The sequence below is a fragment of the Methylobacterium sp. genome, from assembly GCF_019750675.1.
GTDB lineage: Bacteria > Pseudomonadota > Alphaproteobacteria > Rhizobiales > Beijerinckiaceae > Methylobacterium.
This window is the reverse complement of sequence record NZ_JAIEOF010000456.1, coordinates 1-18,599: the sequence shown is the minus strand read 5'-3', so window position 1 is coordinate 18,599 and position 18,599 is coordinate 1. Positions and strand designations below refer to the sequence as shown.

At 72.0% G+C, this 18,599-nt stretch carries 20 protein-coding genes; 9 read left to right on the top strand and 11 right to left on the bottom strand.

The features are described from left to right. Both K2X24_RS23905 and K2X24_RS23900 read right to left on the bottom strand, forming a co-directional pair. Positions 1–500, bottom strand: a 500-nt coding sequence (locus tag K2X24_RS23905; RefSeq protein ID WP_292501822.1) for a CsbD family protein, incomplete at its 3' end; no start/stop codon positions are given. Positions 501–558: 58 nt separating this feature from the next. Continuing rightward, a complete protein-coding gene (locus K2X24_RS23900; RefSeq protein ID WP_292501821.1) occupies positions 559–753 on the bottom strand; it encodes a CsbD family protein in 195 nt (64 codons plus the stop codon). Positions 754–1,403: 650 nt separating this feature from the next. On the opposite strand from K2X24_RS23900, the gene K2X24_RS23895 reads away from it, so the two are divergent. From K2X24_RS23895 to K2X24_RS23875, 5 genes are all read left to right on the top strand, one after another. After that, entirely contained in the window at positions 1,404–1,991 is a 588-nt protein-coding gene (locus K2X24_RS23895) for a sigma-70 family RNA polymerase sigma factor (RefSeq protein ID WP_292501819.1), read from the top strand. Positions 1,992–2,688: 697 nt separating this feature from the next. After that, entirely contained in the window at positions 2,689–2,865 is a 177-nt protein-coding gene (locus K2X24_RS23890; protein WP_292501816.1) for a hypothetical protein, read from the top strand. 52 nt (positions 2,866–2,917) lie between these two features. Then, a complete protein-coding gene (locus tag K2X24_RS23885) occupies positions 2,918–3,286 on the top strand; it encodes a hypothetical protein (protein ID WP_292501814.1) in 369 nt (122 codons plus the stop codon). A 166-nt stretch (positions 3,287–3,452) separates the two neighbouring features. Further along, positions 3,453–3,752 carry a hypothetical protein gene (locus K2X24_RS23880; protein WP_292501812.1) on the top strand — a complete coding sequence of 100 codons (300 nt, stop codon included), beginning with the start codon at positions 3,453–3,455 and terminating at the stop codon, positions 3,750–3,752. Between the two features lie 114 nt (positions 3,753–3,866). Continuing rightward, a complete protein-coding gene (locus K2X24_RS23875; protein ID WP_292501810.1) occupies positions 3,867–4,502 on the top strand; it encodes an NAD(P)-dependent oxidoreductase in 636 nt (211 codons plus the stop codon). Positions 4,503–4,539: 37 nt separating this feature from the next. Here the strand turns inward: K2X24_RS23875 and K2X24_RS23870 are convergent, their stop codons facing one another. The 6 genes from K2X24_RS23870 to K2X24_RS23845 are packed head-to-tail and all read right to left on the bottom strand — an operon-like array spanning position 4,540 to position 11,397. Further along, a complete protein-coding gene (locus K2X24_RS23870) occupies positions 4,540–5,223 on the bottom strand; it encodes a class I SAM-dependent methyltransferase (RefSeq protein WP_292501809.1) in 684 nt (227 codons plus the stop codon). A 58-nt stretch (positions 5,224–5,281) separates the two neighbouring features. Continuing rightward, complete coding sequence (locus tag K2X24_RS23865; RefSeq protein ID WP_292501807.1) at positions 5,282–6,346, bottom strand: glycosyltransferase; 1,065 nt, start codon at positions 6,344–6,346, stop codon at positions 5,282–5,284. Further along, entirely contained in the window at positions 6,343–7,260 is a 918-nt protein-coding gene (locus K2X24_RS23860) for a galactosyltransferase-related protein (protein WP_292501805.1), read from the bottom strand. The genes K2X24_RS23865 and K2X24_RS23860 overlap by 4 nt, the downstream gene beginning before the upstream one ends. A 47-nt stretch (positions 7,261–7,307) precedes the next feature. After that, positions 7,308–8,444 carry a glycosyltransferase gene (locus tag K2X24_RS23855; RefSeq protein WP_292501803.1) on the bottom strand — a complete coding sequence of 379 codons (1,137 nt, stop codon included), beginning with the start codon at positions 8,442–8,444 and terminating at the stop codon, positions 7,308–7,310. A gap of 21 nt (positions 8,445–8,465) precedes the next feature. Next, on the bottom strand, positions 8,466–9,353 hold the full coding sequence (locus K2X24_RS23850; protein WP_292501800.1) for a galactosyltransferase-related protein: 888 nt from the start codon (positions 9,351–9,353) through the stop codon (positions 8,466–8,468). Beyond that, positions 9,343–11,397, bottom strand: a complete 2,055-nt coding sequence (locus K2X24_RS23845) for an HAD-IIB family hydrolase (protein ID WP_292501798.1) — start codon at positions 11,395–11,397, stop codon at positions 9,343–9,345. Before K2X24_RS23845 ends, K2X24_RS23850 begins: the two co-directional genes overlap by 11 nt. 60 nt (positions 11,398–11,457) lie before the next feature. Between K2X24_RS23845 and K2X24_RS23840 the strand changes: the two genes are divergently transcribed. Together K2X24_RS23840 and K2X24_RS23835 are read left to right on the top strand one after the other, a co-directional pair. Continuing rightward, the gene (locus tag K2X24_RS23840) at positions 11,458–12,498 is read left to right on the top strand and encodes a glycosyltransferase family 4 protein (RefSeq protein WP_366934559.1); all 1,041 of its coding nucleotides are present in this window, start codon (positions 11,458–11,460) and stop codon (positions 12,496–12,498) included. Beyond that, entirely contained in the window at positions 12,498–13,727 is a 1,230-nt protein-coding gene (locus tag K2X24_RS23835; RefSeq protein WP_292501794.1) for a glycosyltransferase family 4 protein, read from the top strand. Before K2X24_RS23840 ends, K2X24_RS23835 begins: the two co-directional genes overlap by 1 nt. Here the strand turns inward: K2X24_RS23835 and K2X24_RS23830 are convergent. Then, positions 13,715–14,698 carry a hypothetical protein gene (locus K2X24_RS23830; RefSeq protein ID WP_292501823.1) on the bottom strand — a complete coding sequence of 328 codons (984 nt, stop codon included), beginning with the start codon at positions 14,696–14,698 and terminating at the stop codon, positions 13,715–13,717. The genes K2X24_RS23835 and K2X24_RS23830 overlap by 13 nt on opposite strands. A gap of 135 nt (positions 14,699–14,833) precedes the next feature. On the opposite strand from K2X24_RS23830, the gene K2X24_RS23825 reads away from it, so the two are divergent. Further along, positions 14,834–15,442: a hypothetical protein gene (locus tag K2X24_RS23825; RefSeq protein WP_292501792.1), complete on the top strand. Its 609-nt coding sequence runs from the start codon at positions 14,834–14,836 to the stop codon at positions 15,440–15,442. A gap of 28 nt (positions 15,443–15,470) precedes the next feature. Further along, the gene (locus K2X24_RS23820) at positions 15,471–16,115 is read left to right on the top strand and encodes a hypothetical protein (RefSeq protein ID WP_292501790.1); all 645 of its coding nucleotides are present in this window, start codon (positions 15,471–15,473) and stop codon (positions 16,113–16,115) included. Positions 16,116–16,160: 45 nt separating this feature from the next. Here the strand turns inward: K2X24_RS23820 and K2X24_RS23815 are convergent, their stop codons facing one another. After that, the gene (locus tag K2X24_RS23815) at positions 16,161–17,462 is read right to left on the bottom strand and encodes an MFS transporter (protein ID WP_292501788.1); all 1,302 of its coding nucleotides are present in this window, start codon (positions 17,460–17,462) and stop codon (positions 16,161–16,163) included. 132 nt (positions 17,463–17,594) lie between these two features. Next, positions 17,595–18,599, bottom strand: a 1,005-nt coding sequence (locus K2X24_RS23810; protein WP_292501785.1) for a Gfo/Idh/MocA family oxidoreductase, incomplete at its 5' end; no start/stop codon positions are given.

Here is an 18,599-nt window from a genome sequence, read left to right as displayed (position 1 = left end):
TCGCGGCCGTGAATGAGGAGGCCGAGGCCGTAGCCGAGGAGACCGGCCACCAGCAGCGCGGCCACGGGGTGCTCGGCGACCTGGTTCGTGGCGGCGGAACCACCCCGGCGCAGCTGCCGGCCGCCGTTCTCGTAGGCATCCTCGGCCCGGTCGTAGGCGGCCCGACCGGCGCTGCGGACGGAGCGCTCAGCCCGGTCGTAGGTATCGCTGGCCGCACCCTGGGCCCGGCGCGCGCGGTCCTCGATGTCCTCCGACCCGACGATGTTGCCGACCGCGTCGCGAACCTTTCCGCCGATGTCGCGGGCGGTATCGGCGACGTGCTCGGCGGCGTCGCGCACGGTGTCCTTGACCTGACCGTAGACGTTCTCGGCGGCGCCCTGCGCCTCGCGGGCACGGCCCTCGACCGAGTCCCGGCGGGACCCGGTCAGGTCGCCGACCGCGCCCTGCACCTTGCCGCCGAGTTCCTTGGCGGTCCCCGTGATGCGATCCGTATCGACCATGTCGTTTCTCCTTCTGTTGTTACGCGTGATGTTCATGACGTTCGACGTGCGTCCGAAGCTACGCCTCGGGGGTGGACTTCGGTTTCACGCCGGACTTCGGTAATTTCTGCGGAGACGCCCGTTCCCGCTTGATTTCGTTCTGCTCGAGCTTGCCCTCGGCCTCGACTTTCGGATCGCCGACCAACTTTCCGATGGCCTCTTTCACGGAAGCTTTGAGCTTGTCGGCTCCTTCGTTCGTCTTCTGTGCGCTCACGGGATGCTCCGTTGCCCAGGCGAGGGAGACCCCTCAAGTGGCTCGGCATGTCCGCCGAACAATGGTTCATACGTACCGGTAGAGGGGTTTTTCTTGCCCAGCTTCGAGCTGCGATGACCCGAGTTTCCGAGCGGGTCAGCGACGTTTGACCGTCCGCAGATGCAGCGCAGGTCGCAGGCTGCAGCGGCAGGGCTTCGGTGGCCGGCGTGAGGCCGGTGCCGAGCCCTCAGGGGGTGAGCAGGTTCTGCCGTGGCATCGCCGCGCTGTCTGGACAGACGGCGATCCGGCTGGACGCGACCGGGACAATCCCCTGACCAAGTCCGGCTCCACCCTCACGGATCTCGCGCCCTTTCGCGCCAGCAACCACCGTCCCGTACTCCTGACTGCTCGTATGAGGTCAGGCCGTAACCAGGCTTCGGATGCGTCGGTTCCCGACGAACCGCCGAAAGACTGGTATATCCGCATCATTGACGTGAACGTGAACGATCAGCGAGAGAGCGCGACCTACACTGCACGGTAGAAGCATGTCTTCACGGAACCGTGATCTCGGATAGGGAGTCCGGCCCAGGATGCATTTCAGCACAACCGCCGACGAAACTTCCGCACGCGGGGTATTGCCCCGTCATGCCCAGGATCAGATCGGGCGAAGATTGAACGAACTCATTCCCCGGGCGGAGGCGGTCGACGCCGGCACACGGCTGGGGCAGGTCCTTCAGCGCCTCGGCGCCGCCCTGCAGGAAGCCGAGGCGGACCGGCAGGTCACCAAGGCGTTCGGCGATGCGTTGATCGCCCTCGTGCCGCGCCTGCGCCGCTTCGCTCTCCTGCGCACCGCCAACGCGGCGGAGGCCGACGACCTCGTCCAGGCGACCCTCATGCGGGCCTGGGAACACCGCGCCCAGTTCCAGAACGGCACCAACCTCGTGGCGTGGCTGTTCACGATCCTGCGCAACGGCCACCTGAACCAGCGCAAGCGCCTGCGACGCGAGATCGAGGACATCGACGGCGCCATAGCGGGCACGCTGTCCACCCCCCCCGAGCAGGAGCACCGGGTCGCGCTCTCGGAGTTGCAGGAGGCCCTGAACGACCTTCCGGCCGAGCAACGCGAGACCTTGCTGCTGGTGCTGGTGGACGGCCTGATGCACGAGGAGGCGGCCATCGTTCTCGGGTGCCGGGTCGGCACCGTGAAGAGCCGCGTGAGCCGGGCCCGCGACCGGTTGGCCCTCGCCCTGGGGCTGTGACGACGCAATCGGCGCGTCGTCGGGTCATCGTGGGTCCCAACCGAGCCGACCGCCCCCGGTCGAGGCGGCGTGCCCGGGAAGGGAACGGACACGCCGACATAAGGCTCCCGGAGACCCCTGGCGGCCTCGGAAGGGTGACACGCGTGCGCTCGGCCGTCGCCGGCGGGTGACCCGGACCGAACGCATTTTACCAGGCAACGGACCATAAAAATGATGCATCTGCATCATTGAGCATCGCTCCGGCGGGGTTATTTCCTCTGCATCACCGCCCCCGACGACGGACCTCCCGAGAGGACACCGAGCGGGCGCCGGTGAGACATTTCCAAGTTATGCCGGACCTTGCATGTCCCCCGATCAGGTCCGGCATGGCCGCAGGGCCGGACGCCGTGCCACTCCGGGCACGCGTCCGGCCCGTAGGCCATCGCGACGAACAGGTGAGGATCTCCAGCGTGGCCAATCCCGGCATGCCCGACCCCATCCCGGGCGGCGATGTCCCCTCGCAGCGGCCGCCCCGGCCATTCCCGGGCGAGCGTCCGCTCGGTTCCGACGAGCCCTCGGCTCCGTTCGAGGAACCACCAGAACCGGGCATGCATCCGGACTGTCCGGCGGAGGGCCCGATCGAGCCGGGCATTCGCGCCTGAACGCGTCGCTGGAAGCCTACGAGGCACAGGCGATCCAGGAAGCCGTCGAGTCCGGCATGGCACGGCGCGAGCTTGTCGCCACCCTGGACGGGCGGCGCGTGACGGATCTCGTCCCGCCCGCGGCCGGCGAGCCGATGCGGGATTACGCGGTCCGGGCCACCGGCGAACTCATGGTCCACTACCTCGCCCACGGCGGGGACGACCCCACTCCGCCGGCCCGACCGCCTCTCTAAGGCGGCCAAGCCTCGGATCGGAACGCTCGACATCAATCACAGAAAGGCGGTCATGCCACCCGTTTCGAAATGCATTGTCCTGGCCCTCGCCGTAGCGAGCGGCACCCTCGGTCCGGCCCATGCCGAGACCGGGTTCGACGGCGACTGGTCCGTCGCGGCGACCGTCGACGACGGCAGCTGCACAGGGCCGTACCGCTACCCGATCGTGATCCGCGACGGTACCGTCAACGAGGCGGGCGGCAGCGCGGCCGATGCCTCCGGCCGGGTGGCGAAGAATGGCCGTATCGTCGGTTCCATCCGAAGCGGCTTGGCGAACATCGCCGTCGAGGGCCGGTTGCGGGCATCCGCCGGGACGGGGCGCTGGACCCTGACCGGCCCCATAGCCTGTGCGGGACGCTGGACGGCGAAACGCTCCGGCTGACGCAGCGTCGCGTTCAGGGTTGCGGCCACACGCGTTCACATCGGCATGATCTCATCAAGATGTGATCGAGTCCCTTGTTACATTTCGTAACACAGACCGGCTTGAAAAGCCGCAACCATCTTCCGAATTCTGCTGTTCCTAGCCCATCGCAACAGAGGAGATGCGAATGCGACTGAAACTTGCTGGCGCAGCTGTTCTCGCACTGGGTACCCTGGCGGCCACGGCCGGCGGGGCCGAGGCCCGCGACGGATGCGGACCCGGCGGCCACCGCGGCTATTACGGCTATTGCCGCCCGAACGTCGTCTACCGCCCCATCGTGGTGCGCCCCATCGTCTACGGCTACCGCCGGGTCGGTTGGTACGGTCCGCGCTGGCACCGCTGGGGCGGCTACCGCCACGTCGGATACCACCGCCCCTGGGGCTGGCACGGTGGCTACCGCCACGTGGGCTGGCACCACCGCTGGTAGGACGGCGTTACCCACGGGGCGCCCGGGTCACTCCGGGCGCCCACCCTCGCCGCTCGCTCCTTCGCCTCACGCGGGAGAGTACGGTGCCCGAACGCGTGACGTCAGAGATCCAGCATGGCCCACATCCTCGTCATGGGCGCCAGTCACGGCATCGGCCTGGAGACCGTGAAGGCGGCGCTCGCGGCCGGGCATCGCGTGCGGGCCTTCGCGCGTTCGGCCGGGCGCATGACCCTCTCGGACCCGAACCTCGAACGGTTCACGGCCGATGCGCTGAATCCCATCGACGTCGCTTCGGCGCTGGAGGGAGTCGATGTCGTCGTCCAGGCCCTCGGCGTTCCCGTGCGGCGCCTGATCGGGCCGGTGACCCTGTTCTCGGACGCCACCAACCTCCTCGTTCCCGCGATGGAGAAGGCCGGTGTCGGGCGCCTCATCGCCATCACGGGCTTCGGCGCCGGCGACAGCCGGGATGCCATCGGCCCGCTCCAGCGCATCCCGTTCCGCCTCGTCTTCGGCCGCGCCTACGACGACAAGGACGCCCAGGAGATGCGTATCCGGCACAGCCACCTGGACTGGACCCTGGTCCGGCCCGGTGTCCTGACCTCCGGCCCGGCGACGGGCCGCTACGAGGTTCTGGCCACGCCCGCGTCCTGGCGCAACGGACTGATCGCGCGAGCGGACGTGGCCCACTTCGTGGTGGCCGAGATCGGCCGCGCGTTCTACGCCAAGCGGGCCGTCGTGCTCGTCGGCTGAGAGCGCCGATTCCGGCTTCGATCGCCTGACCGCCGCATCAGGCCGGCTTGAGGAACTTGCACTTGCCCCGGTGCGACCAGGGCCCCGCCACGCCGGCCTCCGCGCAAAAGGCGTCGACCGCCCGGGTCACGCCGGGGAAACGACCGCCCAAGCGGTCGTAATCGTCGGCGACGAACAGGCCGCCGGGGCGCAGGACCGGCCACCAGGCCCGCAGGTCCGCCGCCACCGAGGCCTCCTCGTGCCCGGCATCGAGGTGAATCACGTCGGCGCTCACGCCGCGCAGGCGCATCAGTTCGGCCGCGTTCACCGAATCCAGCGGAAGCGGTACCACGCGGTCCGCCAGCCCCTCGTGCAGCACGTTGGCCAGGAAGGTGCGGTACAGGCTCGGATAGCCGTGCTCTGTGGCGAGTTCGGCGAACAGGTCCGCATCCGCCCAGTGGTCGACGGCGCCGAGCCAGGTATCCACCGCGATGACGGTCCCGTCGACGTCGTGCGCCGCCATGGTCCGCGCCAGATGCAGCGTGCTGGCCCCCTTCCAGGCACCGACCTCCACGACCACGTCCGGCCGGAACGTGGTGACGGCCTCGTCGAGATAGGGGTGGACGCTGCGCCAACCCTGGAGGTCGCGGGGGCGCAGGTCCTCGGGGGGAGCCGCGAAGGGATCGCGACCGTGCCAGAGGGCGTCGAGGAGGGCGCGGCGGGTCGTGCGGGGGCGGCTCATGCTGTCGGCTCGCGATGGCGGGGCCCGCCCCGGGGAGCGGGCGCGGGCGAAGGGGTTGTCAACGTTCGGCGGCGCGTGCGGCCTGCGCGTAGAGGTCTTCGCAGCGCGCGAGCCAACGATCGCGGGTGAACAGGCGCAGGACCCGGGCGTGCGGAACCGCGCGGGGAATGGCCAGGGCCTCACCGAGGGCGTCCGCGAGGGCGGCCACGTCGTCCGGGGGCGCGAGGCACCCGGCCTCGCCGATCACCTCCGCGGCGGCGCCCCGGTCGATGCCCGCCACCGGAACGCCGCAGGCCATGGCCTCGATGGCCACGAGGCCGAAGGGCTCGTCCCAGCAGGGCGTGAACAGGAAGACCGAGGCGCGAGCGACCGCGTCCGCCAGCGCCTCACCGGAGAGATGCCCACCGTAGCGGATGGGGCCACCGAGTTGCGGGGCGATCCGCGCCGCCCAGTATTCCGGGTCCTCGATCGGGCCGAACAAGGTCAGGGGAAGGCCGGCGCGGCGGGCCGCCGCGATGGCGAGATGCGTGCCCTTGATGGGCGCGATCCGCCCGGACCAGACGGCGCCCCCGTCGCCGCGCGCGCGATAGGGCCAGGAATCCGGATCGACGCCGTTGTGGAGCACGGACACCTGCGGCGGAGCCCCATCGGGCCACCACAACCTGCGCTGCGCCTCCGACGTGACGGTGACCCGATGCCCGGGCACGAGGCTGTCGCGCACGAACCCGCACAGGGCATCGTAGGGGGGCACGTGGAGGGAGGTGACGGTCGGTACCGCCGCGAGGCGCCGGCGCTCCAGGGGCAGGCGGCTCAAGCTGTTGTTGTGCAGCACGTCGAAGCCGCCGGCCGCGATCCGGTCGCAGGCGCCCGCATAGCCCGCATCCACGTGGGCCTTGAGCCCGGCATCGCCCCGGTGCTCCAGCCCGGGGAAGCTGCGCTCGTGGTGCACCGGGATCACCGGGTCGATGGCAAAGCGCGGGTCGCTGTCCCCGGCGGCGAACAGCACGACCTCGTGCCCGCGCGCCATCAGGCCTTCGGCCAGAACCCAGGCGTGGGCCTCCATGCCGCCCGCGAAGGGGTGCGCCACCGGGTGGCGCAGATGCGCGAGGAGCGCGATCCTCACGCGATCGCCACCGCGGCGGCCTGGGCCTCGAGGAAGCGGATGACGGAGGCCGAATTGCTGTAGGGCTGGTGGCTCTGCTGGCCGGTCAGTGCGAAGTCGTCCGCCTCGGGGCGGCGCAGGATGCGGATCGGCCGGTCGGGGGTGTCGTCGATCAGCCCCATCACCTTGAAGGCGTAGAGCCAGTGGCCCATCGTGCGGTAGCCCCACTTGGCCTCGAACAATTCGGCATTGCGAACCACGCTGTCGAGGTGATGCACGGGGGGCATGTGGTGGGGGTGGTACTGGTGGTAGGCGAGGCCACCCTTCATCCAGGCGATGGGGATGCCTGCCTGGTCGAGAACCTTGCCGAAATCCGTGTCCTCGCCGCCGTAGCCCGTGTAGCGCTCGTCGAACCCGCCGGTGGCCAGGAAAGTGGCGCGCCGGATCGCGAAGTTGAGGGACCAGAAGCAGCGGTAATCGTGGCAGATCTCGAGGCCGGCGGCGGGGGGACCCCGACGATCGGAATGGCGCTCGGCGACCGCGGCAAAGGCCTCACAGGTCCAGTCCCCCGCCGTCGCGCGCTCGGGCAGATGGAGCACCTCGCCCATCAGCAGGCCGTCGAGTTCGGCGAGCCCGCGGGCGTAATCGGCGACGAGGTCGGGAGCCGGGATGCAGTCGACGTCGAGGAAGACCACGACGTCCCCCGTGGCGGCCGCGACACCCCGGTTGCGCGCCGCCGCCAGCGGCAGTTCGGTGCCCGGCACCAGGATCTGGCGGACGGGCAAGTCGACCTCGGGCAGGTCGTAGGGCGCGTCCTGCATCACCGCGACGATGAACTCGGCGGGCGCTTGGCTCTGGCGCTCCAGGCCCAGGAGCACGTTGCGCAGGTGTGCCGGCCGTCCCTTGGCCAGGGTCACGACGGAAACGGTGGACATGGGGGGGTCTGGCTCCGGGGGGTTCGAGCGCTGAGGGATGCGGGCGATCAGCCGGCGGCAACGACCGTGAGGGCGGCGGGGTCCGTCGCGCCGTGCCAGAGTTCGTCGGTCAGGCCCTCGAGCCAGCCGGCGGCGCGGGCGGCGGCGTCCGGCGCGTAGAGGCTGCGCAGGGGGGCCGGGTCGAGGCCGCGAGCGCGGGCGAGGAGGTCGCGCCAGCCCTGGAGGTCGCCGGGCCAGACCGGGGCCTGGACGGCGGCTCCGAGGCGGACCAGGGCCTCGGCCTTGCGGGTCTGTTCGCCGAAGTAGCGCCATTCGGGCATCACGATCAGGCGGCCGCCGACGCGGGCGACCTCGTGAACCGTGTTGTCGCCGGCGGACGCCACCACGATGTCGGCGGCGGCGAGGTAGTCTGTCACCGAGGACACCCAGCCGAGTTCGCGCAGGTTGGAGAAGTCGGTCTCGTGCCCCTCGCGGTGGGTCGGCCCGAGGGTCAGCCACAGGGTGTCGGGCGCAGCGCGCGCCGCCACCGTCAGGGGCGCGTAGGGCGTGCCGCTGCCACCGCCGCCGGTGACCGCCACGACGATCTCCCGCTCCGGGTCGAGACCGAGCTTCGCCCGCGCCTCCGCCCGGCCGGGCACGCCGTCGACGCTGGTGCAGAGGCCGCCGCTGTAGAAGGTCTTGGCCCGAAGCGCCGCCGGGTAGTCGTCCTGCTCCATGCGTTCGTCGAAGGGGGCGAGCATGCCGACGCAGGCCTCGTAAGCGCCGACATGGCCGATGTCGGTCCGGTCGCCGTGCATGCGGATCTGCACCGCCGGCACGCTGGCGATGCGCGCCAGCAGCGCGATCTCCGCCGAGACGTCGACCACGAACAGGCCGACGTCGCGCTCGTCGAGGTGGTCGAGGATCGCCCGCATGGTCCGGCGCATCGCGGTGAGGCCCAGCGGCACGCAGTGCATGACCTGCGGAGTCGGCTCCGCGTAGAGGCGCGGCGTCGGCACGCCCGCGCCGATCATGTTCGGCAGGGGCACGATCTCGATGTCGCGGGAGAACCCGTCGAACAGCTGCGGCCCGGCGGTGAGCACGGAGACGGGCCGGTCGCGGGCGAATTCGGCCGCCACCGCCATCGTGCGGTTGGCGTGGCCCCGTCCCTGGTGGTGGACGAAGAACGCGATGGGCTTCTTCATGGCTGTCGGGTTCGCGATCCGTCAGGAGAACAGGGCGTCGGGCCGCAGGGCGGCCGCGACCTCGGATGCGTCCGGCCGACGCAGGACCCGGATCGCGCGCGCGTCGTCGTCCCACGCGATCAGCCCGGCGGTCCGGAACTGGCCGAGCCAGTAGGTCATGCACCAGCGCCCGTGCGTGCCCCGGAAGCGGGTGGCGTTGGCCAGGATGGCGTCGAAGTGCTGGAGCGGCGGCACGTGGACGGGATGGTGCTGGTGATAGGCGCGCGCGCCCCCGACCCAGAAGGTCGGCAGCCCGGAGGCCGCAAGGCGCGCGGCGAGGTCGGTCTCCTCGCCGCCGTAACCGACATAGGTCTCGTCCATGCCGCCGACGGCGTGCCAGCGGCGGGACGGGAGCGCGAACGACAGGCCCCAGAGCTGGCCGGGATCCGGCTCCGGGCGAAGGCCCTCCGGGGGAACCGGGGCGCGCGCCGGATGCGTCCGGCCGAGGCGCGCGAGGGCCGCGTCGTCGGCGGCGGTGCCGGGCTCGAGCCCCGGCGGCAGGTACAGCACCTCGCCCAGGAACAGGCCCTCCGCCTGCGCCGCCGCGCGCCGGTAGGCCGCCACGAGGCTGGGCGACGGGATGCAGTCCACATCGAGGAAGACGAGGAGGTCGCCCGTGGCGGCCTCGGCCGCGCGGTTGCGGGCGGCGGCGAGCGGCATCGGCTCGCCTTCGACGTGACGATGGCGCACGGGGCAGCCGGGGTCCGGCAGGTCGAGGGTGCGGTCCGGCTGCATCCAGGCGATCACCAGTTCGCGCGGACGCACGGACTGGCGTGCCAGCCCGGACATGAGGTTGCGCAGCCGGTCGGCCCGGCCGCGGACCAGGGTGAGCACGCTCGCCGACGGCCCATCGGGGGCGTCAGCCTGCATCGGCCAGCATCCGGCGGAAATGCCTGACGCCCTCGATGATGCCGCGGGCATGGGACGCCCGCGCCACGTAGGAGTGCTGCAAAGCGGCGTTGCTGGCGAGGTCGTCCGAGTAGTTGGCGACGATGATCGCCTGCACCCCGGTGCGCAGCATCTCGACGTCGTTCCCGGAATCGCCGGCCACGAACACGGCCCGCTCCGGCAAGCCGTAGAGGGCCCGCACATGCGCGACCGCCGTGCCCTTCGAGGCGGCCTCCGGCAGGATGTCGAGGTAGCGGCCGTGACTGTGGATCACGTTGGCGGACAATCCCGCCCGCGCGAGGGCGGCGCGGACCCGCTGGGCCGTCTCCGCATCCCCGAAATAGCTGAGCTTGTGCCCGCGCTGCTCCAGGGGGCCCTGGGGTACGAGGCCGTCGAGGCCGGACAGGCTGGCCAGCACGCCCACCCGGTCCCAGCCCGTCGACACGGAGGCGCGCCAGGCGGCATCGGCCGTGTAGGTCACCCCGTTGGGATCGAGGTGGTAGATCTCCGACCCCACCGACGTGATCATGACCTGCGGGCGCGGGCTCGCCTGCTGCTCCAGCACCGCCATGGCGCTGTGGAAGGAGCGCCCGGTGGCGACCCCGAAGGCGAGGCCCGCCTGCCGGCTGCGCCAGCGCCGGAAGGTGCCGAGCGCCGCCTCGCAGCCCACCAGCGTGTTGTCGATGTCGCAGACGAGGAGCTGGCGCGGCGCCGCCAGGGGGGGCTCGGGGTGACGCAGCGCCCGCAGCAGGTCGTGGTAGCGCGCGGCGTGCCTATCCCAATCGTAAGCGGCGGCCGCGCGGGCGCCCCCGGCCACGCAGGCGGCGTAGAGGTCGGGCTCGTCCAGGATGCGCAGGCACGCCGCCGCGATGGCATCGGGGGTGCGCGGATCGACCAGAAGCCCGTTGCCGCAGGTCTCCACGATGTCGTTCGGCCCACCGCTGTCGGTGGCCACCAGCGGCAGCCCGGCGGCCGAGGCCTCGAGCAGGGTCAGGCCGAAGGGCTCGTTGAGGGCGGGATTGACGAAGAGGCCGCCCCGGGCGCGGGCGTAGGCGTAGAGCGCCGGCACGTCTTCCGGCCCGTGGGTCTTGGGGTAGGCCACGCGCCCGTAGAGGTCGTAGCGGTCGATGAGGACGAGAATCTCCCGCATGGTGTCGGCCATGTCGCCGTCGAGGGCGTCGATGTCCTCCCGGGTGCCCGCCATCAGCACGAGGTTGGCTCGCGCCTGCAGGGCGGGGCTCTCGCCGTAGGCCCGCACCAGGGTGCCGAGGTTCTTGCGCGCCACCGGCCGGGCGAGCGCCAGCAGCGCCGGCTTGGCCGGGTCGTCCAGGAAGCGGTCGATGGTGGCGTCAACCCGTGGAAGGGGTTCGGCGGCCGCGAAACGGGCGAGGTCGCTGCCGGGCGGCAGGACGCGGATGCGCCCCGGATCGTAGGCCGCGTATCCGGCATACTGCACCTCAGCCTCGTCGCGGGAGGAGGCGACGACGAGGCTCGCGCGCGCCAGGGCGTCCTCCTCGGCGGCGATCCGGCGCGCGAGGTCGGGGCCGTCCTCCGCGCCGGGGCCCAGCATCGCCGCCTTCACCCGCCCGAGCGAATGGGCCGTGAACACGAAGGGGATGCCGAGCGCGTCCTCGACGAGGCCCGCCACGGAGGCGGCGTCGGCGTAGTGGGCGTGGATGAGGTCTGGCGCCCGGGACTGGGCCGCGATCCAGGCCATGAGGTTGCGGGCGAAGCTCCCGACCTCGGCGTGCATCTCCTCCTTCGAGCGGTAATCCGGAGACGCGCTCGCGAGCCGCACGAGGGTGACCTTGTCGGAGATGCGCTCTTCGGGCACGGCGTAGTCCGGCCCGGGCGTGCCGTGGAACAGGCGCGTGGCGACCACGATCCGCGCGATACCGGCATCCTGGGACGAGGCGGCCACGAGATCGAGCAGGTAGCGGATATGGCCGCCCGTATCGGCGGTGAGCCCGAACACGACCCCGCCGCCGCGAAGGCAGCCTTGCAGGGCGACATGCAAGACGAACATCAGGCCGCCGGCGTCTCAGGCGTGCTCTGAAAAAGAATTGTTGAAGATGAGGTGCTTACCGTGATCCGCGTCGCCCAAGTCGCACCCAACATATTCCCCGTTCCCCCAGAGCACCATGGTGGCACGGAGAGGGTCATACATGACCTCAGCACGGCACTGGTTAACCTAGGTGTGGAAGTAACGCTCTTCGCGCCCTCGGACAGTGCGACAGACTTACCGCGCATCGGCGACCATCCCAGCCTCGCGGCCCTGGAGCGCCGCCACGGACGGGTCGCACCCGGCGTCCCGGCGGCCCTGGACGCCGTGCAGCTGGAGGCGCTGCGGCTGCGCCTCGACCAGTTCGACATCGTGCATTGCCACGGTGAGTTCGCCCATGCGGCCCTCCTCGGCGCGCGCCGGCGCCACAGCCTCACGACGGTGCATTGGCGGGTCGACGAACTCGACCGGGCGCTGTTCTTCGCGGGCTTTCCCGACCTGCCGGTGGCGGCGATCTCGGCATCGCAGGCGGCCGGCATTCCGGCTTCCAACAGAGCGGGCATCGTGCATCACGGCCTCGCGCGGGACCGCTACGCCCTCGCCACGCAGCCCGGCGCGCACGTCGCCTTCGTGGGCCGGATGACCGACCAGAAGCGGCCCGACACTGCGATCCGCGTGGCGCGCGCCGCCGGCCTGCCGATCCGGCTGGGCGGCACCATCGACGTCGGCAACCCGGATTATTTCGAGGATCGGGTGCGCCCCCTTCTGGGGGAGGACGCGATCTATCTCGGGCCGGTGGACGATGCCCGGAAAGCCGAACTCCTGGGGAGCGCGCAAGCGCTCCTGTTTCCCATCGACTGGCCGGAGCCCTTCGGCCTCGTGATGATCGAGGCCATGGCCTGCGGCACGCCGGTCGTCGCCTGGAACCGGGGCTCGGTGCCGGAGATCGTCGAGGAGGGCGTGACCGGCTTCGTCGTCGCGTCCGAGAGCGAGGCCGTGGCCGCCCTCGGACGGATCGGCCAGCTCGACCGCGCCCGCATCCGCGCGCGTTTCGAGGCCCGCTTCACGGCCGAGCGCATGGCGGCCGACTACCTCGCCCTCTACCGCCGCCTGCTCGCCGCCTGATGCGGATCGCCTACCTCGCCTGGGACTACCCGCCGGCCCCCAGCGGCCTCTCGACCGCGGCCCGCGAGATCGCCGAGAGCCTCGCAGGGGCAGGGGCCGACGTCACCGTCTTCACCCTCGACCGCGCGGGCCGGGACAGCACCGGCGGCGTGACGGTGGCGGGGCTCGCCCTGCAACCGGACGGGGGGCTGGCGCGCCTGCGCCGCTGGGGCGCGGCCGGGCATCTCGCCGCCCCCCTCGCCTTCCGGCGCGCCGTACTCGCGGCCCATGCCCGCCGGCCGTTCGACGTCGCCGAAGCCACGAACTGGTACGCGCCCGCCGTACTGCTCGCGGGGCGCCGGGACCTGCCCCTCGTGACGCGGAGCTCGACCCCCGCAATCTTCACGCGGGACGCGCCCGACACGCTGCGCGACCGCCTCGACGGCCGAGCCGCCGATGCCCTGGAGCGCGCCCAGGCGCGGGGCAGCGCCGGGCTCATCGCCAACACCGCCGAGCACGGGGCGGTGATCGCCCAAACCTACGGTCTCTCCGGCCGGCAGCCCGAGGCCGTGATCGGCTTGAGTCTGCCGCCGGAGATCCTGGCGGCGGCGCGCGATGCCCCCTACCCGGACGAAGCGGGGCCGGTGCGCCTGCTGTTCGTCGGCCGGGCGGAAGCGCGCAAGGGCTTCGACGCGCTTCTCGGGGCGGTCGCGATCTTAGGCGACGACGCGGAACGCGGCGCGGTTCCACCCTTCCGGCTGGACCTGATCGGCGTCCCCCCGGCGGACCTGCCCGCCGGCCTGCCAGAGGCGGCGCGCACCCGCATCCATGCGCTCGGCCGGGTCCCCGCCGATGCGCTGGCGCAGGCCTACGCGAACGCGCACGCGGTGCTCGCTCCCTCCCGCTACGAGAGCTTCGGCCTCGTCTACCAGGAGGCCCTCGCCTACGGCCGTCCGGTGGTGGCCTGCGCGCAGGACGCGAGCGCGCGCGCCTTCGTGGGCGTGCCCGGTGCGGGTCCGCTGGCGCGGGAGGCCACCGGCCTGGCGCTGGCGGACGCCCTGCGCCCGCTCCTCGTCGATCCGGCCCTGCGCCGAGCCTATCGGAGCCGGGCACTGGCGGCGTCCGGCCGCTTCACCCGGGCGGCCCTGGCGGGCGAGACCCTCGATCTCTACGCCCGCGCCATCGCGGCGGTCCGATCCCGCCAGAAGAGCCGCGCGCCCACGCGCCCGCCAGGACCTCAATCCCGGTAGGGACGCAGCAGCGCAGTCTCCTCCTCGGGGCGCCCGCGCCCGGGCGCGAGACGCTCGTAGCGCCGCGAGCGCGCCAGGACATGGGCCCGGTCGAGATGGTGCTCGATCGCCCCGTGGAGGGCGATGAGGCTGCGTGGCCAGCCACCGTCGAGCACCGGACGCTCGTGCACGCGGCCGGAATAGCGCACGCATCGGCGGTTCAGACGATACTGGACGTCCGGGTAGACGTCCGAGAGGTGGCCGTCGACACGGTTGCGGCGTGCCAATCCGACCGAGACGACGTCGCCCGCCTCGGCCAGGGCGGCCAGGGCCGGAAGGCGCCGGCCCGCCTCGACGGACAGGGTCTCGTCGGCGTCGAGCTGCAGCATCCAGGGATGGCCGGCGAGATCCTGGAGGGCATTGCGCTGGGCGGCGAAGTCCTGCCCCAGGGGCCGTGCGCCCACCCGCACCGCGCCGCGCGGAAAACCGGCGACCGGCACCGCTTCCGGACGACTTACCGGTGCGTCGAGGAGGACCGCGACGTCGTCGGTCCAGGCCGCATGGACGGCCAGCATCGCCAGGGCCGCCGCCAATCCATCGGGGCGGCAGAGCAGGCCGAGGGAGACGGGCAGCCCCACGGCCCCGCCGAGGGCGTACAGGTCCGCCCGCGCCGCGCACCGGCCGTGGGGGTGGCGCAGGGCCGCGCGGCCCTCGGCGTCTTGCGGGCGCAGGCCACGGTCGAACGCGGTCGCGGCGCTGCGCAGGGTGTAGAGGTCGAGGCCGTAGGGCGCGTCCGGGTCGGACAGGAAGGTCGGCCCGGACAGGAGGGCTGCGAGGTGCGCGCGGCAGCGAGCCGGATCGGCATCCGCCGCCAGCAGGAGGCCGCAGGAGCCGCAGGCGATCGGAAAGGCCCGCACCCGCCCGCCCGGATAGGTGAGGGACCGCTCGCTCGGCCCCAGCATATCGGCCGCGCAGACGAAGCACCGGCGCATCATCGGTCCCCAGGGCCTTCGTTAGACGCAGGGATCTTGCGTCGCCGGGATCTTGCCGCGCGGGGCCGGCGCCATACCTCCGCAGTCCACCCCGAACCTCTGACGCAAGTGGACGCCCAGGTCGACTCCCCGCCGATGCACGACCTGCCTCCGTCCGGACGCGGCACGCTCGCCATCGTCGGCAACGCGCCGGGGCTCGACGCCGGTGCGGCGATCGACGCGGCGCGTTGCGTCGTGCGCTTCAACAACGCGCCGGGCTTCGGCGGGCGCACCGGCTCCCGGGTCACCCACCTCGCCCTGGTCAATCGCGGCGGGCAGATGCGCGAATGGCTCGCCGACCCGCATTTCCTGGCGCGCCCGGTGGTCCAGCGCGCCGAGGCCTTCATCCTGCCGTTCCCGTTGCTGCCGGTGGAGCACAACCGGCCCGAGCAGATCTGCTGGACGCGCGAGGCCCTGGCCCTGCTGGCCCCCCTCGGCAGGCCGGTCCACGTCCTGTCCGAGGATCTGCACAGGGCAGCCTGGACGCGCCTCGCGCGCCCCGGTGCCACCGGGCGGCCGAACCCCAGCACCGGCTTCCTCGTGACCCTGGCGCTCCTGCTCGGCCGGCCGGCGGAACGCGGCGCGGTCGAGGTCCACGGCTTCGGTTTCGACGGCTGGCCCGGCCATCCCTGGGCCGCCGAGCGCGCCTGGTTCCGGCAGGCCGAGGCGGCCGGGCACATCCGCCTGCACCCCTGCCCCGCTTGACCGGCCCGACCAGGATCACCCGCATCCCATGACCACACTCATCACCGTCCTGAAGGGCAGCGGCCGCTACGACGCGGTCTGGGTCGAGCGCCTCGCCCGCGGCGTGCGCCGCCACGCCCCGGCCTTCGACCGGATCCTCTGCCTCACGGACCTGCCCCTGGCCGTCGCGGGCGTCGAGCGCGTCCCGCTGCGGCACGACTGGCCGGCCTGGTGGGCGAAGATGGAGGCGTTCCGCCCCGGCCTGACGCGGGGGCCGACCCTGCTCTGCGACCTCGACACCGTCTTCACCGGACCGGCCGATGCCCTGGCCGAGCCGGGCCTCGCCGCCATGGAGGACTACTTTCACAAGGGCCGCCTCTCCAGCGCCCTGCTGCGCTGGGACGGGGGCGCGCTGGATTTCCTCCACGCTGCCTTCGCGGCCGAACCCGAGCGCTGGATGACCCCGGGCGCCTGCGGCCCGGTACCGAACGCCGTGCACGGCGATCAGGTCGTCATCGACCACCTCATGCGCCGGGAGGGCCTGCGGCCCGACTTTCTCCAGCGCCTGCACCCGAACCTGCTCGACTTCTACGATCCGCGCCGCGCCGAGCATGGACCGGTGGTGATCTTCATCGGCGCGGCGAAGCCCGACACCACGACGGGTCCGGTACGGTCGGCGTGGGAAGCGCCCTGATCGGATCGGGCCCGGAGATGCGCCGCGTCCGCGCGGCCGCCCCGATCAACGCGCGGCCGGAGCCTCGCCGGCGCGCCGATCGGCGAGACACGAGACTGCCCAGATCGCCAGCCCCCCGAGGGCCAGGGCGACGCCGACCCAGCCGGTCGCGGGCAGGCCGAGCCCGGCCGTGAGGGCGAGGCCGGCGAGCCAGGGTCCGAGGGCGTTGGCGACGTTGAAGGCCGAGTGGTTGAGAGCGGCGGCCAGGGTCTGCGCGTCCTCGGCGACATCCATCAGGCGGGTCTGCAGGATGGTGGCGAGGCCGCCGCCGCAGCCGATGAGGAAGACGACGGGCCCGAGGGTCCAGAGGCTGCCCGTCGCGTAGGGGTAGAGGGCGAGCGCGCCCGCGCTCCAGACCAGGGTGAAGCCGGCCGCCGGCATCAGGGCGCGGTCGGCCGCCCAGGCGCAGGCGAGGTTGCCGACGGTGAGCCCGAGGCCGAACAGGGCGAGCACTGGCGGGATCGCGCCCGGCGAAGCGTGCGTGACCTCCAGCATCGTCGAGGCCAGGTAGGTGTAGACCGAGAACAGGCCGCCGAAGCCGATGGCGCCGGTCGCCAGCGTCAGCCAGACCTGGCCGCGCCGCAGGGCGCCGAGTTCCTTGAGGGCGCTCGCCCCCCGGGCCGGCTCACCCAGCGGCGCGTAGATCCGCACCAGGATCGCCGTCCCGGTGGCGAGCAGGGCCACGAGGCCGAAGCTCCAGCGCCAGCCGACGAGCTGACCGATGCCGTTGGCGAGCGGCACCCCCACCACGGTCGCGACGGTGAGGCCCGCGATGACCCGCGAGACCGCCTGCGAGCGCCGCGCGCGCGGCACGAGGGCGGCGGCGACCAGGGCCGCCACCCCGAAATAGGCCCCGTGCGGCAGGCCGGCGAGGAAGCGGAAGACCAGCATCCAGGGATAGCTCGGCGCCAGCGCAGAGAGGCCGTTGCCGAGGGCGAACAGCACCATCAGGGCGACGAGCAGCGTGCGCCGCGCGATGCGGGCCGCCAGCACCGCGATGATCGGCGCCCCCACCACGACTCCGAGGGCGTAGGCGCTGATCACGTGGCCGGCCGTGGCGGCATCGATCCCGAGATCGGGCGCGAAGGCCGGCAGCAGGCTCATGGCGGCGAATTCGGTTGTGCCGATCGCGAATCCCCCCGCCGCCAGCGCGACGAGGACGAGGGTCGGGTTCGGCCCGGGCGCCGACCCACCCGGCGTGGCCTCCGCGGCGGCCCCGGCATCAAGTGGCACGGTCTTGTCGAGTGGGACGATCTCGGGAAGATCGACATTGAGGCGATCGACCTTGGGAAGCTCGACGAGGGTCATCGGCACCCCCCGACGATGCGCGCCGGGTCGGCACCGGGCGCGCGACCCGCGTTCGGGCCCCGCTCGGGTCTCGGAAATGCGGTCATGTCTTGGTGGATCCGTGCGGGAGGCGGTTTCGGGATCGGGCCGCGCTCAGTTCTTCGGCACCTTGTCCTTGCCCTTGCCCGGGTTGGAGGTGTTGACGAGTTCGGGTGACGCCTGCGCCCGCAGGGTCTCGCGCTGGGCCGCGGTGTCGATCCGCTTGGTGCGGGTGAACGGCTCCAGCGTGACCGGACCGCCGGTCATCAGGGCCTCGACGATGCCCGCCAGCACCCGAACGTCGGCGTAGCCCTCCTCGGCGTCCGGCTCCGGCTCCCGGTCGTTCAGGATGCAGTCGGAGAAGTACTTCAGTTCTCCGCCGAAATGGTCGGTGTTCTTGAAGCTCTCGTGGGACTTGCTCTCGCCGAGGGTGACGGTGTGCTCTAGAGCCTTGCCGTACATGTAGGCTGGATTCACCTCGACGCTCCCCTTCGTGCCGACCACCGCGTAGGTGTCGAGGGTGTTGCCGACGTAGGAGAGCACGAACTGGGCGAGGCGGTTGCGGGGAAAGCGCAGGGTCACCGCGACGGTGTCGTCGAAGTCGCCGAGGCCCGCTTCCGGGTGACGCATACCGACGGCCGAAACCACCTCGGTCGGCTCGTCGCCGAAAACGTAGCGAGCGGCGTTCACCGGGTAGGGACCCATGTCGAAGACCGGCCCGGCCTCGACGCCGCTCTTCGCCCGGTGGTTCTCGGGCGAGACCATCTGGGTGAAGGTCGAGGAGAAGGTCAGCAGGTCGCCGAGCTTGCCGGAACGGATCAGGTCGATCGTCGCGAGGGTCGCGGGCTCGAAGTGCAGCCGGTAGGCCACCATCAGCTTCGCCGAGGACGTGTTCGCGACGTCGAGAATCTCGCGGCACCGGGCCGTCGTAACCTCCAGGGGCTTCTCCACCAGAACGTGGATGCCGGCCTTCAGGGCGGGGATGGCGAACTCGGCGTGACGCCAGTTCGGCGTGGCGAGATAGATCGCATCGATCGTGCCCGAGGCCAGAAGGTCGCCGAACTGCTCGTAGGTGTAGGAATCGGTGACGCCGTACTGCTCGCCGACGCCGCGCGCCTT